The sequence below is a fragment of the Serratia sp. YWN4 genome, from assembly GCF_055790845.1.
On record NZ_CM147696.1, the window covers coordinates 757,852 to 773,361 of the forward strand.

General features: G+C 56.9%; 13 protein-coding genes and 1 riboswitch. Of the genes, 7 read left to right on the top strand and 6 right to left on the bottom strand.

The genetic code is table 11. The features are described 5' to 3' along the window. Positions 1 to 7: 7 nt before the first annotated feature. The gene (lldD, locus tag ACX9GT_RS03560; protein WP_473189842.1) at positions 8 to 1,150 is read left to right on the top strand and encodes an FMN-dependent L-lactate dehydrogenase LldD; all 1,143 of its coding nucleotides are present in this window, start codon (positions 8 to 10) and stop codon (positions 1,148 to 1,150) included. Between the two features lie 52 nt (positions 1,151 to 1,202). On the opposite strand, the gene ACX9GT_RS03565 is transcribed toward lldD, so the two are convergent. Together ACX9GT_RS03565 and ACX9GT_RS03570 are read right to left on the bottom strand one after the other, a co-directional pair. Then, positions 1,203 to 2,438, bottom strand: coding sequence for a multifunctional CCA addition/repair protein (locus ACX9GT_RS03565; protein ID WP_473189843.1), 1,236 nt, complete (start codon positions 2,436 to 2,438; stop codon positions 1,203 to 1,205). A gap of 117 nt (positions 2,439 to 2,555) precedes the next feature. Further along, a complete protein-coding gene (locus ACX9GT_RS03570; protein ID WP_473189844.1) occupies positions 2,556 to 3,173 on the bottom strand; it encodes a TIGR04211 family SH3 domain-containing protein in 618 nt (205 codons plus the stop codon). A 279-nt stretch (positions 3,174 to 3,452) separates the two neighbouring features. On the opposite strand from ACX9GT_RS03570, the gene ACX9GT_RS03575 reads away from it, so the two are divergent. The 4 genes from ACX9GT_RS03575 to yjeH all read left to right on the top strand — a co-directional run bounded on the left by ACX9GT_RS03575 (position 3,453) and on the right by yjeH (position 10,417). Beyond that, the gene (locus ACX9GT_RS03575) at positions 3,453 to 4,760 is read left to right on the top strand and encodes a CYTH domain-containing protein (protein WP_473189845.1); all 1,308 of its coding nucleotides are present in this window, start codon (positions 3,453 to 3,455) and stop codon (positions 4,758 to 4,760) included. A 49-nt stretch (positions 4,761 to 4,809) separates the two neighbouring features. Continuing rightward, positions 4,810 to 7,647, top strand: a complete 2,838-nt coding sequence (gene glnE / locus ACX9GT_RS03580; RefSeq protein WP_473189846.1) for a bifunctional [glutamate--ammonia ligase]-adenylyl-L-tyrosine phosphorylase/[glutamate--ammonia-ligase] adenylyltransferase — start codon at positions 4,810 to 4,812, stop codon at positions 7,645 to 7,647. A gap of 67 nt (positions 7,648 to 7,714) precedes the next feature. Continuing rightward, positions 7,715 to 9,145: a bifunctional D-glycero-beta-D-manno-heptose-7-phosphate kinase/D-glycero-beta-D-manno-heptose 1-phosphate adenylyltransferase HldE gene (gene hldE, locus ACX9GT_RS03585; RefSeq protein ID WP_473189847.1), complete on the top strand. Its 1,431-nt coding sequence runs from the start codon at positions 7,715 to 7,717 to the stop codon at positions 9,143 to 9,145. A gap of 18 nt (positions 9,146 to 9,163) precedes the next feature. After that, the gene (gene yjeH, locus ACX9GT_RS03590; protein ID WP_473189848.1) at positions 9,164 to 10,417 is read left to right on the top strand and encodes an L-methionine/branched-chain amino acid transporter; all 1,254 of its coding nucleotides are present in this window, start codon (positions 9,164 to 9,166) and stop codon (positions 10,415 to 10,417) included. A 27-nt stretch (positions 10,418 to 10,444) separates the two neighbouring features. On the opposite strand, the gene ubiK is transcribed toward yjeH, so the two are convergent. Then, the gene (gene ubiK, locus ACX9GT_RS03595) at positions 10,445 to 10,720 is read right to left on the bottom strand and encodes a ubiquinone biosynthesis accessory factor UbiK (RefSeq protein WP_473189849.1); all 276 of its coding nucleotides are present in this window, start codon (positions 10,718 to 10,720) and stop codon (positions 10,445 to 10,447) included. A 127-nt stretch (positions 10,721 to 10,847) separates the two neighbouring features. Continuing rightward, positions 10,848 to 11,008, top strand: a riboswitch (FMN riboswitch). A gap of 110 nt (positions 11,009 to 11,118) precedes the next feature. On the opposite strand from ubiK, the gene ribB reads away from it, so the two are divergent. Next, entirely contained in the window at positions 11,119 to 11,772 is a 654-nt protein-coding gene (gene ribB, locus ACX9GT_RS03600; protein ID WP_473189850.1) for a 3,4-dihydroxy-2-butanone-4-phosphate synthase, read from the top strand. Positions 11,773 to 11,829: 57 nt separating this feature from the next. Here ribB and zupT read toward each other — a convergent pair whose 3' ends face one another. Further along, positions 11,830 to 12,597, bottom strand: coding sequence for a zinc transporter ZupT (zupT, locus tag ACX9GT_RS03605; protein ID WP_473189851.1), 768 nt, complete (start codon positions 12,595 to 12,597; stop codon positions 11,830 to 11,832). A gap of 209 nt (positions 12,598 to 12,806) precedes the next feature. On the opposite strand from zupT, the gene ygiD reads away from it, so the two are divergent. After that, on the top strand, positions 12,807 to 13,589 hold the full coding sequence (gene ygiD, locus ACX9GT_RS03610; protein ID WP_473189852.1) for a 4,5-DOPA-extradiol-dioxygenase: 783 nt from the start codon (positions 12,807 to 12,809) through the stop codon (positions 13,587 to 13,589). A gap of 53 nt (positions 13,590 to 13,642) precedes the next feature. Here the strand turns inward: ygiD and ACX9GT_RS03615 are convergent, their stop codons facing one another. Together ACX9GT_RS03615 and ACX9GT_RS03620 are read right to left on the bottom strand one after the other, a co-directional pair. Continuing rightward, complete coding sequence (locus tag ACX9GT_RS03615) at positions 13,643 to 14,803, bottom strand: glutathionylspermidine synthase family protein (RefSeq protein ID WP_473189853.1); 1,161 nt, start codon at positions 14,801 to 14,803, stop codon at positions 13,643 to 13,645. A gap of 3 nt (positions 14,804 to 14,806) precedes the next feature. Continuing rightward, a complete protein-coding gene (locus tag ACX9GT_RS03620; protein WP_473189854.1) occupies positions 14,807 to 15,466 on the bottom strand; it encodes a DUF1190 family protein in 660 nt (219 codons plus the stop codon). Positions 15,467 to 15,510 lie beyond the last annotated feature (44 nt).

Below are 15,510 nucleotides of genomic sequence, written 5' to 3' on the forward strand. Positions count from 1 at the left end.
TCGCTCCATGATTATCTCAGCAGCCACCGACTACCGCGCTGCGGCACAACGTAAACTGCCACCGTTCCTGTTTCATTACATCGATGGTGGCGCTTATGCCGAGCATACTTTGCGGCGCAACGTAGAAGACCTGGCGCAGGTGGCGCTAAGGCAGCGTGTTCTGAAAAACATGTCGGCACTCAGCCTGGAAACCAAACTGTTTAACGAAACCTTATCAATGCCTGTCGCTCTGGGTCCGGTTGGGCTGTGCGGCATGTACGCTCGCCGTGGCGAAGTGCAGGCCGCGCGGGCCGCAGAGCAGAAAGGCATTCCTTTTACGCTTTCTACCGTCTCCGTGTGCCCGATCGAAGAGGTGACGCCAGCCATTAAGCGCCCGATGTGGTTTCAACTGTATGTACTGAAAGATCGCGGATTTATGCGTAACGCCTTAGAGCGTGCGAAAGCTGCCGGTTGTACCACCTTGGTATTCACCGTGGATATGCCGATACCGGGGGCTCGTTACCGCGATGCGCATTCGGGCATGAGTGGCCCGCATGCCGCACTGCGGCGCTATTGGCAAGCGGTTACCCATCCCTCTTGGGCATGGGATGTTGGCCTGAACGGGCGTCCGCACGATCTGGGGAATATCTCAGCGTATCTTGGTAAACCCACCGGATTAGAAGACTACATTGGCTGGCTGGGATCCAACTTTGATCCTTCGATTTCGTGGAGCGATCTGGAGTGGATCCGCGACTTCTGGCAGGGGCCAATGGTGATTAAGGGCATTCTCGACGCTGATGATGCGCGTGATGCCGTGCGTTTTGGGGCTGACGGTATTGTGGTTTCCAACCACGGTGGCCGCCAGCTTGACGGTGTGCTCTCCTCGGCGCGTGCGTTGCCGAGGATTGCCGATGCGGTAAAAGGTGATATCACCATTCTTGCCGACAGCGGGGTACGCAGCGGGTTAGACGTGGTACGCATGATCGCGCTCGGGGCTGACAGCGTACTGCTGGGGCGCGCTTATCTCTATGCGTTGGCAACCGCAGGCCAGGCAGGAGTGGAAAACCTGCTCGATCTGATCAAAAAAGAGATGTGCGTGGCGATGACGCTGACCGGAGCGAAAAGTATCGCTGAAATCAGCCGTGATTCATTGGTGCGGGAGGGGTTTTAAGCCATATCTTTCCTCTTTCCCAAAGGTGGGAAAGAGGAACTGAACAACCGGCTTAGGCCTGCGGTTCCTGCGTTTTTTTCCATTCAGCCAGTGCCTGCTGGCGGCGGCGTTTGAGCTCATCGCGGATCGCTAAACCTTGCAGGCCGCTTTCCACCACCTCTTTGATCGACACCGCGTTGGCCACCTGATACGCCTGGCGCAGATAATCCCCCTGTGGATAGGGGTTGTTTTCAAAACCGGTGCGGCCGCGAGCATCGGCTTCGCTGGAAAGGATCATCTGTTCCAGCCGCTGCGGTTTACGCCACACGTCGATGGCATCAAACAGCTTCAGCAGGGTTTCCGGGCGCAGTTTATTCACCGTATGGATCAGATCGTGGTATTCAGCCACCAGCTTGGCCAGTTCGCGCACGGGATTAGGCACGCGCAGCCGTTTGCACAGTGCTTCAACCAGTTTGACCCCGGCTGGCCCGTGGCCATAGTGATGTGGCCACAGCTCCGGTGGCGTTTTGCCCTTACCGAGATCGTGGCACAGTGCCGCAAAGCGGATATCTACCTCAGGGCTGAGCTGAGTGGCGATCGCCAGCGTCATCAGGGTATGCACACCGGTATCGATCTCCGGGTGCCACTTTTCTGGCGCGGGGACGCCAAACAGTGCGTCGATCTCTGGGAACAGCACCTTCAGCGCGCCACAGTCACGCAGTACCTGAAAGTAAACCTGCGGGCTTTGGCTCTGTAGCGCTTTCTCGGTTTCTTTCCATACGCGTTCTGCAGTCAGCGCTGCCAGTTCGCCGCTCTCTGCCATCTGTTGCATCAGGGCGGCGGTTTCTGGTGCGACGGTAAAGCCCAGATGGGCAAAACGGGCCGCGAAACGCGCCACGCGCAGCACGCGCAACGGATCTTCGCCAAAGGCAGCGGAAACATGGCGTAAGACCCGTGCCGCAAGATCGGCCTGGCCGTGGTAAGGGTCGACCAGTTGGCCATCGTCACTTTGTGCCATGGCGTTGATGGTGAGATCGCGCCGCAGCAGATCTTCTTCCAGCGTTACGTCCGGTGCGGCATAGCAGGTAAAACCGGTGTAACCCTGGCCAGATTTGCGTTCTGTGCGTGCCAACGCATACTCTTCATGGGTTTCTGGGTTGAGAAATACCGGGAAATCTTTACCTACCTGCTGGTAGCCGCGCGCCAGCAGATCGGCAGGGGTTGCGCCAACCACCACCCAGTCGCGATCGACCACCGGTATATTGAGCAGATTGTCGCGGACGGCGCCGCCGACCAGGTAAATCTTCACGGTTTAACTCCTGAATGTATTCGATAGCTGGTTTGATCAGCTTACATGAATTGGGTGTCAGATGCCGAAGCCAATAAAAATGGCGCCCGCAGGGGCCTGAGCTGGCTAATAACGCGATCAGTTCATCCAGCGATTATTTTTACGGCGCGGGACTAGGCGCGGAAGCAGCAGGCCAAGCAGCAGGCCAGCCCCAGCCACGCCGCCGCCATACAGGAACCATTGCAGGATAATGGTGCGCTGTTTGTCATCGAGTTGCAGATTAACCGCGTTCACCTTCTTCTGGGCGACAACCAGCTGATTTTTCAGATCCTGGTTTTCCTGACGCAGGCCACTGATGGTGCTGTCGCTGGCGGCCACTTTCTGCTGCATTTCGGCGGTGCGCTGGTTCCAACTGTTATCGATATTGGCCAGCTTGTCGGTCAGGGTTTTCACCTGCTGTTCCAGCTCCGGCACCTGAGTCCGCAGGCTTGGCGTCTGGCTCAGTTGCTCCAGTTGGATCCACACGGTGCGCCCTTTAGAATCACGGATCTGACCATAGCTGTTGTTTTCGTTCACGCTCAGCAGCGTGACTTCTTCACCTGCATTCAAGGTGCCAACAATACGGTATTGCGTACCGGGGCCGCTGTGGACGTAAGTATTTAATTCATCGGAGATATAGCGCTTATCTTCGGCATGTGCGCCCCAAGTGATGCTGAAGCTCAGCACGGCAAGGTAAATCAGGCGTAATTTCTGCATGAGTTAATCGTTTCTAGGTGAATTAATGGAATGATAGTAGAGCGTTCAGTCTGATGGCGCAACGCTAAAACCGGAAGTAAGAACACTCTTAGTATCAAGGATTCCGTGCGTTGCGCGGCTTTTAATAGCCTAACAGGTTTTTTCTACAGTCGGCAGAGTCAAGCTGGGGGGAATCGCGGTAAGATACTGACCATTGTGCGTTGTCGGGCAGTTCGTGGCCGGTGACTCCGCCGCCGTGAAGATCCACGTGAAGGCCTAACCTATTGGTGTAAAAGAATTATGAGCGTTGAAATAGAACTGAAGTTTATTGTTTCCCCTGAAGCGATCGCCACACTTCCCGCACGGCTGGCTGCTTGGCCGCATCAGCATTCTGCACCGCAGAAGCTGACCAACATCTACTTCGAAACCGCCGATAACTTCCTGCGCAGCCACGATATGGGCCTGCGTATCCGTGGCTTTGACGACAGCTATGAAATGACCATCAAAACCGCCGGTTCGGTGGTGGGCGGCCTGCATCAGCGGCCAGAGTACAACGTGGCTATCAGCAAGCCAGTATTGGCCTTGAAGAAGTTCCCGGCCGATATCTGGCCGGAAGGCTGCAAGCTGGCCCCATTGCAAAAGGCGCTGCAACCGCTGTTCCGTACCGACTTTGTACGTGAGAAGTGGGTGGTCACTTACGGTGAAAGCGAGATTGAGATTGCGCTCGATCAGGGCGAAGTTCAAGCAGGTGAACTGAGTGAAACGCTGTGTGAAGTGGAGCTGGAACTGAAACAGGGCCAAGCCAGCGATCTGCTGGCCTTGGCGACGGTACTGGCGGAACAGGGCGGTTTGCGCCAGGGAAGCCTGAGTAAAGCGGCGCGGGGTTATCATCTGGCGCAGGGCAATGCCGAGCGTGAGCGTCGTCCGCTGGCGGTGCTGAAACCGGCCGCCAAATCCACGGTGGAGCAAGGCATGGTTGCCGCTTTTGAGCTGGCGCTGAGCCACTGGCAGTATCACGAAGAGCTGTGGTTGCGCGGCGATAAGCAGGCTCGCCGCTCGGTAATGGAAGCGATCGCCTTGATTCGTCAGGCCTTGGTGATTTTTGGTGGCCTGGTGCCGCGCAAGGCCAGTGCCGATCTGCGCGCCCGCCTGACGGCGCTGGAGCCGCTGCTGGAGGACAAAACCACCGAGCCGCAGGTGCTGTGCTATAGCGCAGAGTATCTGCAATGTAAGTTGGCGCTCACATCATGGTTGATTACCGGCGCATGGCGGCCGTTTGTCGATGCCAAAGCGCAGGCTAAGCTGGACGGTTCATTCAAGCGTTTCAGCGATATTATGCTGGGGCGCAGCGCCGCCGAACTGAAAGAAGCCTTTACGCGCCCCCTGAATGAAGATGAATATCAGGAGCAGTTGCCGCGTTTGACGCGTCAGGTGCTGGCTTTCATGCTGCTTTCCGGTGCCTACCCGGATAGTGAGTCCGGGCCGTACATCGATAGCTGGCGCGAGCTGCAACTGGCGGTCGCGGAACGCCGTCAGGGCTGGTATGAAGGCAGCCGCAAACAGGCCTTATCCCATGCGCCGTTCTGGTTAAACGGCGCAGTTCGTTAATCACACCGCGGGCCTGCTCGCTTGCAGGCCGCAGAATAGGTCATTCACTATGTTGCCACTCTCTGCTGCGTTACAGGTTCAGGCACAGAACATCGTGCAGCGATTTCAGGAAGCTCAAGGCGCTGGGATGCTGCTCAGCGCTGCGGAACAGGGCGTTTTGGCGTCGAGCGATTTTGTCAGTGACATGTTGCTTAGCCACCCCGAATGGCTGGAAAGGCTGCGCCAACAGCCACCGGTTCCTGAAGAGTGGCAGCACTATGCGGCCTGGTTGCAAGGCGAACTTGAAGAGGTGCGTGACGAAGCGCGGTTGATGCAGGTTCTGCGCCTGTTTCGCCGCGAGAGCCTGGCGCGCATTGCCTGGGCGCAGGCCCAGCAGCTCTGCACTACAGCAGAAACCTTGCAGCAGTTGAGTGCGTTGGCGGAAACGCTGATCGTCAGCGCTCGCGATTGGCTATACCAAACCTGTTGCCGTGAGTGGGGCACCCCCTGCAATGGCGAAGGTGTGCCGCAGCCGTTGCTGATCCTGGGTATGGGCAAGCTGGGCGGCGGTGAGCTGAATTTCTCTTCGGATATCGATCTGATCTTCGTCTACCCGGAAAACGGCCAGACGCAAGGCGGCAGGCGTGAGCTGGATAACGCTCAGTTTTTTACCCGTTTGGGGCAACGGCTGATCAAAGCGCTGGATCAGCAAACCATCGACGGCTTTGTCTACCGGGTTGACATGCGCCTGCGGCCGTTTGGCGACAGCGGCCCGCTGGTGATGAGCTTTGCCGCGCTGGAGGATTATTATCAGGAACAGGGGCGCGACTGGGAGCGTTACGCCATGGTGAAGGCACGCCTGATGGGCGGAGATGAAGATCCGTACAGCCAGGAACTGCGTAACACCCTGCGGCCGTTCGTATTCCGCCGTTATATCGATTTCAGCGTTATTCAGTCGCTGCGCAATATGAAAGGCATGATTGCCCGCGAAGTGCGGCGGCGCGGGCTGAAAGACAATATCAAACTGGGTGCTGGTGGCATCCGGGAAATTGAATTTATCACTCAGGTATTCCAACTGATTCGTGGCGGGCGTGAACCCAGCCTACAAGGGCGTTCACTGCTGCCCACGTTGCAGGCGGTGGGCGAACTGGGGCTGCTGACAGTGCAGCAGGTGGCGGATCTGAGCGCCAGTTATCTGTTCCTGCGGCGGCTGGAGAATCTGTTGCAGGCCATTGCCGATCAGCAAACACAAACGCTGCCGCAGGATGCGTTGGATCAGGCACGCCTCGCCTGGGGGATGGATCAGCCGGACTGGCCGTCACTGATGGCGGCGCTGGAAGCGCATATGCAGCATGTGCGCGCCGTGTTTGATGATCTGATCGGCGACGATAGCCCCGACGTGGGCGAAGATCCCAACTATCAGCACTATCACAGCCTGTGGCAGGACGCGCTGGAAGAAAATGAACTTGCCCCGCTGACGCCGCATCTGAGCGAAGGACCCCGTCGCCAGATGCTGCACACGATCGCTGAATTCCGCCGCGATGTGGACAAACGCACCATCGGCCCGCGTGGCCGCGATGTGTTGGATCAACTGATGCCGCGCCTGCTGGCAGAGGTCTGCCCGCGCAACGATGCGCCCACCGCACTGGTGCGCTTAACCCAACTGCTGCTGAGCATTGTTACCCGCACCACTTATCTTGAACTGCTGGTGGAATATCACGCCGCCCTCAGCCATTTGATTCGCCTGTGCGCGGCTTCGCCGATGGTCACCAGCCAACTGGCGCGCTATCCGTTGCTGCTGGATGAACTGTTGGATACCGCTACGCTATACCAACCAGTGGCCCCGGATGCCTATCGCAGCGAGCTGCGCCAATACCGCCTGCGCGTGCCGGAAGACGATGAAGAACAGCAGTTGGAAGCGTTGCGGCAGTTCAAGCAGGCACAGCAACTGCGCATTGCCGCAGCGGATATCGCCGAAGCGCTGCCGGTGATGAAAGTGAGCGATCACTTAACCTATCTGGCAGAAGCGATGATTGATGCGGTGGTGCAGCAGGCGTGGAAAGATATGGTGGCGCGTTACGGCCAGCCGACGCATCTGCATGAACGGGAAGGGCGCGGCTTTGCGGTGATCGGCTACGGCAAGCTGGGAGGTTGGGAACTGGGTTACAGCTCCGATCTCGACTTGGTGTTCCTGCTCGATTGCCCGCCGGAAGTGATGACCGATGGCGCTCGCTGCATCGATGGCCGTCAGTTCTATCTGCGTCTGGCCCAGCGTGTGATGCACCTGTTCAGCACCCGCACCTCTTCCGGCATTCTTTACGAAGTGGATGCGCGCCTGCGCCCTTCCGGTGCGGCCGGGATGCTGGTCAGCACCGTCGAGGCTTTCGCCGATTACCAGAACAATGAGGCCTGGACCTGGGAACATCAGGCACTGGTGCGCGCACGTATTGTGTATGGCGATCCGGCGTTGCATCGGCAGTTTGACGTTATCCGCCACGAGATCCTGTGCAAAGCGCGTGAGGCAGAAAAACTGCAACAGGAAGTGCGCGAAATGCGCGAGAAAATGCGCAGCCATTTGGGCAATAAACAGCGCGATCTGTTTGATATCAAAGCGGACGAAGATGGGATCACCGATATCGAATTTATCGCCCAATATCTGGTCTTACGTTACGCGAGTGAAGAACCACGCCTGACGCGCTGGTCGGATAACGTGCGCATCTTTGAGCTGATGGCCAATTACGACATCATGCCGGAGCAAGAAGCGCGGGCGCTGACCCAGGCCTACGTCACCATGCGTGATGAAATTCACCATCTGGCACTGCAGGAGCACTCCAGCAAGGTCAGCAACGCGCTGTTTGTTGCCGAACGCGAGCAGGTGCGTGCCAGCTGGAAGAAATGGTTAAGTTAATCGGTATTACGGGCTCCTATGGTAATATCTGCCGAATTTATTTTTATGACTTGTTTGGAGTTATCGGATGAAAGTTACACTGCCTGATTTTCGCCGCGCCGGTGTGTTGGTGGTTGGTGACGTCATGTTGGATCGCTATTGGTATGGGCCGACCAGCCGTATTTCACCGGAAGCGCCGGTGCCGGTGGTCAAGGTAGATACTATCGAAGAGCGTCCCGGTGGTGCGGCTAACGTCGCGATGAATATCGCGTCACTTGGGGCCAATTCGCGCCTGGTGGGGCTGACCGGTATCGACGATGCGGCGCGTGCGCTGAGCGCCAAGCTGAACGAAGTCAACGTGCGCTGTGATTTTGTCTCGGTGCCGACGCATCCGACCATTACCAAGCTGCGCGTGCTTTCTCGCAACCAGCAGTTGATCCGCCTGGATTTCGAAGAAGGCTTCTCCGACGTCGATCCGCAGCCGATGCTGGAGCGCATCCAGCAGGCGCTGCCACAGATTGGCGCACTGGTGCTCTCGGACTACGGCAAAGGTGCGCTGAGCAAGGTGCAGGGCATGATCGCCTTGGCGCGTGCTGCCAAAGTGCCGGTACTGATCGATCCGAAAGGCACTGATTTTGAACGTTACCGTGGGGCCACGCTGCTGACGCCAAACCTGTCCGAGTTCGAAGCGGTGGTCGGTCATTGTAAAAATGACGATGAGCTGGTTGAGCGCGGCATGAAGCTGGTGGCGGATTACGCGCTTTCTGCTTTGCTGGTCACCCGCTCCGAGCAGGGAATGACGCTGTTGCAGCCCGGTCATGCGCCGTTGCATCTGCCGACCCAGGCGCAGGAAGTGTTCGATGTCACCGGCGCCGGTGATACGGTGATTGGCGTGCTGGCGGCGGCGCTGGCGGCGGGCAACTCGCTGGAAGAGTCCTGTTTCCTGGCGAACGCGGCGGCAGGCGTGGTGGTGGGCAAGCTGGGAACCTCGACCGTTTCACCTATCGAGCTGGAAAACGCCATTCGCGGCCGTGCCGAGACCGGCTTTGGCGTGATGACCGAAGCCGAGCTGAAAAATGCAGTTGCGCAGGCGCGGCAACGCGGCGAGAAAGTGGTAATGACCAACGGCATCTTCGACATTCTGCATGCTGGCCACGTTTCCTACTTGGCGAATGCCCGCAAGCTGGGCGATCGCCTGATCGTGGCGGTTAACAGCGATGCCTCCACCAAGCGCCTGAAAGGGGAAACCCGCCCGATCAACCCGTTGGAAAACCGTATGATCGTGCTGGGGGCGTTGGGTGCCGTGGACTGGGTAGTATCGTTTGAAGAAGATACGCCGCAGCGCCTGATCGCCGATATCCTGCCCGATTTACTGGTAAAAGGCGGTGACTACAAGCCGCAGGATATTGCTGGCAGCGCCGAGGTCTGGGCCAACGGCGGTGATGTGAAAGTGCTGAACTTTGAAGATGGGTTGTCGACAACCAACATTATCAAGGCCATCAAGGATGGGCGTGATTAACGCTCAATAAGGCATAGCGTGAGTGGACTGAAGCAGGATCTGAGTTTGGCGCAGGGCGTTGGGCTGTTGTCCACTTCGCTGCTGGGCACCGGGGTGTTTGCCGTTCCTGCACTGGCGGCGCAGGTTGCTGGCAATGATAGCCTGTGGGCCTGGCCGATCCTGATCGCGCTGGTGTTCCCCATTGCTATCGCTTTTGCGGCGTTAGGCCGCCACTTTCCCAGCGCGGGCGGTGCGGCGCACTTTGTCGGCATGGCCTTCGGGCCGCGCATGGCTAAAGTGACCGGCTGGCTGTTTCTCTCCGTGATCCCCGTTGGGTTGCCTGCCGCGCTGCAAATCGCGGCGGGCTTCTGGCAATCTGCGTTTGGCTGGAGTGCCAACGGTTTGCTGCTGGTGCAGATTGCCACGCTGGTGGTGATCTGGCTGCTCGGTACGCGCAGCGCCGGTTCCAGCGCCAATATTCAGACGCTGATCGCTATTCTGGTTGTCGCGCTGGTGGTGGCGATCTGGTGGAAAGGCGGTATTACGCCTGCACAGATCCCTTGGCCGGTGGTCAGCAACATTTCCCCGCCCAATATGTTCCACGCTTTGGCCGTGATGTTCTGGTGCTTCGTTGGGCTGGAGGCCTTTGCCCATCTGGCCACCGAATTCCGCAATTCTGAGCGGGATTTCCCGCGCGCGCTGCTGCTTGGCATGTTGGTGGCCGGTGCTGTCTACTGGGGTTGCACTGTGGCAGTGCTGCACTTCCATGCCTATGGTGCCGATCGGGCTGCTGCTGCTTCGCTGCCCGGTGTGGTTGTACAGCTGTTTGGCGAAAGTGCACTGTGGATTGCCTGCATCATCGGTTATCTGGCCTGTTTTGCCAGCGTGAATATCTATACCCAGAGCTTCGCCCGCCTGGTGTGGTCGCAGGCGCAGACCAGGCCATCAAGCGCGCTGGCAAAACTTTCCGCAGGGCGAGTGCCGGTGAATGCCTTGAGCGCCGTGGTCGGTTGTTGCCTGATCTTCACCCTGCTGATCTATACCCTGAATCTGCCACTCGATACGCTGTTGGTGTATGCCAATGGGATTTTCGTGCTGATTTATCTGCTGTGTATGCTGGCAGGTTGCCGGATCTTGCAGGGCCGTTCGCGGCTGATGGCGGTGATTGGTTCAATACTGTGTCTGTTGCTGCTGGTGATTATCGGCTGGAAAAGCCTGTATGCGTTGGTGATGTTGGCGCTGATCTGGCTGGTTTTGCCGCGTAAGCCGCAGGTGGTTGTCAGTCAGCAATAAGGGCGCGCAGGCGCGCCCTCGTCAATCTTATTCGTCTGCGGGTTTGGTGGTTGGCGCGGTATTCAGCTTGCCTTCCAGCTCGGTCAAACGCTGTTCCAGCAGCGCCAGCTTCTCACGGGTGCGCAGCAGTACCTGGGTCTGCACGTCGAACTCTTCGCGGTTAACCAGATCCAAACGGGTCAGCTGCGATTGCAACACTTGGCGAACCTTTTTCTCAACGTCTTCCCCGAATTCCCGTACGCCTTTAGGCAGAGATTCTTGTACCTGGCGTGCGATCTGTTCAATTTTTTTCGGGTCAATCATGGCATTTCCCTTTCTGATATTGAGTGGCTGATGCCTAGTGTAATGCGAGTTGCCCGCCGGATAAACCAATACTCGTCATCTAACGCCATAGCTTGAAAGACGGGGGTGATGGCGCTATAGTCGAGAGGCTTATTCTCAGGGCGGGGTGAAAGTCCCCACCGGCGGTAAATCACCTTCTACGGTGAAAGCCCGCGAGCGCTCAACCTGTTCTCAGGAATCGGTTAGAGGTCAGCAGATCCGGTGTAATTCCGGGGCCGACGGTTATAGTCCGGATGGGAGAGAGTAACGACACCTGTCGGGCTTATGCCCGCTTGCGTTATTTTTTCGGCTATTGTGATAGCCACTCCTCAAGCTAGCCCTGGTTCTGGTAATCCATAATTTTAATGAGGTTTTTTACCATGAATCAGACTCTACTTTCAGATTTCGGCACGCCAGCGGAACGCGTTGAACGCGCGCTCGATGCATTGCGCAATGGGCGCGGTGTGATGGTGCTCGATGATGAAAACCGTGAAAACGAAGGCGATATGATCTTCGCCGCAGAAACCATGACCGTTGAGCAGATGGCGCTGACCATTCGCCACGGCAGCGGTATTGTGTGCCTGTGTATCACCGAAGATCGCCGCCAGCAGCTTGAGCTGCCGATGATGGTCACCAATAACTCCAGCCAGTTCCAGACGGCGTTCACCGTGACCATCGAAGCCGCGCAGGGCGTGACTACCGGCGTATCGGCTTCCGATCGCCTGACCACCATTCGCGCCGCTATTGCCGATCGTGCCAAGCCGAGCGATTTGAGCCGCCCAGGCCACGTGTTCCCACTGCGTGCCCAGCCGGGTGGCGTACTGAGCCGCCGTGGGCACACCGAAGCGACGATCGATCTGGTCTCCATGGCCGGTTTTAAACCTGCCGGTGTGCTGTGTGAACTGACCAACGATGATGGCAGCATGGCGCATGCGCCGGAAGTGATCGCGTTTGCCAAACAACACGAAATGGTTGTATTGACCATCGAAGATCTGGTGGCCTACCGTCAGGCACAGGAAAAAAAAGCCAGTTAATACGTTGATTGGTATGAAAAAGCCGCTTTATCAGCGGCTTTTTTACGCCCAGCTAGCTTAGCCAATCCCGCCGCTTTGCAGCAGCGTCAGGCTGAACCCCATCACTGCCATGCCACATAGCACGCCATAGCTCGGGTTATTGTGCGGATCAATCTCTTTCGCCAGCGGCATTAGCTCATCTACCGACAGCGCCACCATAATCCCGGCTACCGCAGCCATAATCGATGCCATCACCACCGGTGAAATCATCGGGCCCAGCAACAGGAAGGCCATAACGCCCCCCAGAATTTCTGCCAGGCCGGAGATCCCTGACCACAACAGCGCCTTGGTTTTGGAACCGGTCGCCGCATACACCGGCCCGGCGACCGCTAGCCCTTCGGGAATATTGTGGATCGCTACGGCCAAGGCAATCCCCATGCCCAGCTCCAGATCGGCACTGGCCGTCACAAAGGTGGCGATGCCTTCTGGGAAGTTGTGCAGGCTGATACCCAACGTCAACAGGACTGCCGTGCGCTTCAGGTTGTGCGGCTTAATCGGCTTTTGCATCAAATCCTGCGGATGCTGGTGTGGCAACATGCGATCGAGCGCAAAATAGCCCAGCAGCCCGAGCATGAACATGCCATAGCCGAGCACCGGTGACACCCCAGGGGTATGCAATGCGGCAGGCAGCATTTCCATCAGTGAAATCAGCAGCATAATCCCAGCGGCAAAACCGAGGGAAAACGCCAGCAGGCGATTGGATGGCTTCTGGCCGATAATGCCGAACAGGGCACCGACAAAGGTTGCGCCACCGGCCAGCAGGGTCAGAATCAGCGGTACTGACAAGATAGGTTCCTTTACGCTAATGATTATTGTTTATGTTCCGATACTAACAGAGTAAAGGCATAAATCGAGCGGATTTGGCTGATTGCTTCCATTGAGCTAGCCGTTCAAATTTATTGAAGATCATTATCATGGTTATCCGGCTGTCTCGGTAAAGCAAAGAGCGTAATGTAGCCAGCAGAAAGCCTATTACGTTAAGCAAAGGATAACTTATGACCACCTCTCGTATGCCTGCACTGTTTCTTGGCCACGGTAGCCCGATGAACGTGCTGGAAGAGAACCGTTACACCCAGGCATGGCGTGCGCTGGGTGAACAGTTACCGCGTCCGAAAGCGATCGTTGCTGTTTCTGCCCACTGGTATACCCGGGGCACCGCTGTGACGGCGATGGAACAGCCAAAAACCATTCACGATTTTGGTGGCTTTCCTCAGGCATTGTTTGATACCCAGTATCCGGCACCCGGTTCACCCGAACTGGCAGCCCAATTACAAACTTTGCTGGCTCCGAGCGAAGTGGGTGCGGATACCGGTGAATGGGGATTGGATCACGGCACTTGGGGCGTGCTGATCAAAATGTACCCGCAAGCAGATATCCCGGTGGTGCAGCTCAGCATTGATGGTACTCAACCTGCGCAATATCACTATGAGCTTGGCCGCAAGCTGGCAACGTTGCGCGATCAAGGCATTATGATCGTTGCTAGCGGTAACGTGGTGCATAACCTGCGGATGGTGAAATGGCAGGGGAATGCCAGCTCGTACCCATGGGCAGAATCATTCAACCAGTACGTGCGCGATAACCTGAATTATCAGGGTGAGAATCATCCACTGGTGAACTTTATGCAGCATGAAGGTGCTGCGTTGTCGAACCCGACGCCGGAACATTACCTGCCGTTGCTGTATGTGCTGGGGGGTTGGGACGGTAAAGAGCCGATCTCAATCCCGAACGATGGCATCGAAATGGGGGCATTGAGCATGTTGTCGGTACAGGTAGGATAATAAATGTGATTGGGTGTAGCGCAGTGCCACGCCCAATCTATTACCAAGCACTATCAGCCAAGAATAATATGCGGATAGAAACGTGACAGATCCTGGGTGATCAACTCGCGATCTTCCCGCAGGCCGATACCACAAGGTTGATCGTTCACCAGCCAGCTACCGATTAGCGTATAGCTGCCTTCAAACTGCGGCAACGGATGGAACTGCTGCACAATCATGCCTTCTTCGCCGTATGGCCCTTCAACGCGCGCCACTTCCTGGCCGTTCTGCACGATCTGGATATTCGCCCCTTCTCGTGAGAACAGCGGTTTGGTGACGTAGTGATCCATCTGCGGATGATCGTCTTGCGCAAAGTAAGCCGGTAACAGGTTCGGATGGTTGGGGAACATTTCCCACAGCAGCGGCAACAGCGCCTTGTTGGAGATAATGCTCTTCCAGGCCGGTTCCAGCCAGCGCACGCCAGCGTCTTCCAGCTTGGTGGAAAACATTTCGCGCAGCATGAATTCCCACGGATAAAGCTTAAACAGGTTACCGATAACCTGGTTTTGCAGATCGGTAAACTGGCCTCTTTCCCCAAGGCCGATCTCTTCCATAAACAGGAATTCGGTCGGCAGACCAGCTTCCAGCGCACAATCTTGCAGATATTGCACCGTACCGCGATCTTCTTCGCTGTCTTGGCAGCAGGCCAGATGCAGCAGGTTAAAACCGTGATTGGCTTGCAGATCGGCAAAGCGTTCGATCAGTTTTTCTTGCAGGCTATTGTACTGATCGGACTCGGGATCCAGCTTGCCAGCGTTGATCTGATCTTCCAGCCACAGCCATTGGAAGAAAGCCGCTTCATACAGCGATGTGGGCGTATCGGCGTTGTTCTCCAGCAGCTTGGGTGGATTCACACCGTCATAAGCCAGATCGAGGCGCGAATACAGCGAAGGCTGATGGGTACGCCAAGAACTGCGAACAAACTCCCAGGTATGCTTTGGAATACAGAACTTGGTCATCAACTCGTCGCTGTTGACCACTCGCTTCACCGCTTTCAGGCACATTTGATGCAATTCTGCGGTAGCGTTTTCGATCTCTTCGATCTGTTCCAGGGTGAACTGGTAATAGGCGTCTTCACACCAGTACGGCTCGCCGTACATGGTGTGGAACTGGAAACCAAATTCAGTGGCTTTTTCGCGCCAGTCCGGGCGCTCGGTAATCGCAACGCGTTTCATGCCTTAACCGCCCATGCTACGCGAGCTGGAACTGGAGGTTGCGCTGCTGCGCTGCATGCTGGTCTGCTTGGCGACGCTTTCACCGAAACCACCACGGGTGATGGTTTTGGTCACCGCCGGTTTAGGGGCCATGGCGGTTTTAGGCACGGTCATGGTACGGCCGCCTGCGGTTGCCGGGCCATAGCTCTTGCCGGTGGCATCCACGAACTTGCCGTTTGCCGGGCTAGCACCGTTTTTAGAGGTGAACAGCGGTTGCTGGGCGAAACCTGAACCGCCCATCATCCGGCCCATCATGTAGCCCGCCATCAATGGCATCCACATGCTGCCGCTGCTTTGCGACTCTGCGGCCATACCTGCCTGTGCAGGCGCCTGAGTTTGAGCACATTGCGTTTCGCCGAATTCGGCTACGCAATCTTCACGGGTGGAGTACTTCGGCGCGGTTTTCTCGGCTTCTTTCATCGCGTTGTTGTACGCAGTGGTGCATTGCTCGCTCATCGAAGGATTGGCGCGCGAACAGTCGTCGGAATTTTGATACAGAGAAACCGTTTCATCCGCCTGTTCGCAGCCGGCCAGCATAAAGACTGCGCTGATCGCCAAAGCCACGGGCGCAACACGCCAGGATTTGCGGAATGTATCTCGGTTGATGTTTTTTGTCCGTTTCATCGTTAGTAATCTCATCATTTGGGCTGTATTCGCCCTTACCCAGT

Excerpts from the sequence above, each read along its gene's own strand:
- glnE (WP_473189846.1), top strand. The coding sequence starts at position 4,810 with ATGTTGCCACTCTCTGCTGCGTTACAGGTTCAGGCACAGAACATCGTG.
- ACX9GT_RS03615 (WP_473189853.1), bottom strand. The coding sequence starts at position 14,803 with ATGAAACGCGTTGCGATTACCGAGCGCCCGGACTGGCGCGAAAAAGCC.
- lldD (WP_473189842.1), top strand. The coding sequence starts at position 8 with ATGATTATCTCAGCAGCCACCGACTACCGCGCTGCGGCACAACGTAAA.
- hldE (WP_473189847.1), top strand. The coding sequence starts at position 7,715 with ATGAAAGTTACACTGCCTGATTTTCGCCGCGCCGGTGTGTTGGTGGTT.
- ACX9GT_RS03570 (WP_473189844.1), bottom strand. The coding sequence starts at position 3,173 with ATGCAGAAATTACGCCTGATTTACCTTGCCGTGCTGAGCTTCAGCATC.
- ygiD (WP_473189852.1), top strand. The coding sequence starts at position 12,807 with ATGACCACCTCTCGTATGCCTGCACTGTTTCTTGGCCACGGTAGCCCG.
- ACX9GT_RS03620 (WP_473189854.1), bottom strand. The coding sequence starts at position 15,466 with ATGAAACGGACAAAAAACATCAACCGAGATACATTCCGCAAATCCTGG.
- ubiK (WP_473189849.1), bottom strand. The coding sequence starts at position 10,720 with ATGATTGACCCGAAAAAAATTGAACAGATCGCACGCCAGGTACAAGAA.
- ACX9GT_RS03575 (WP_473189845.1), top strand. The coding sequence starts at position 3,453 with ATGAGCGTTGAAATAGAACTGAAGTTTATTGTTTCCCCTGAAGCGATC.
- ribB (WP_473189850.1), top strand. The coding sequence starts at position 11,119 with ATGAATCAGACTCTACTTTCAGATTTCGGCACGCCAGCGGAACGCGTT.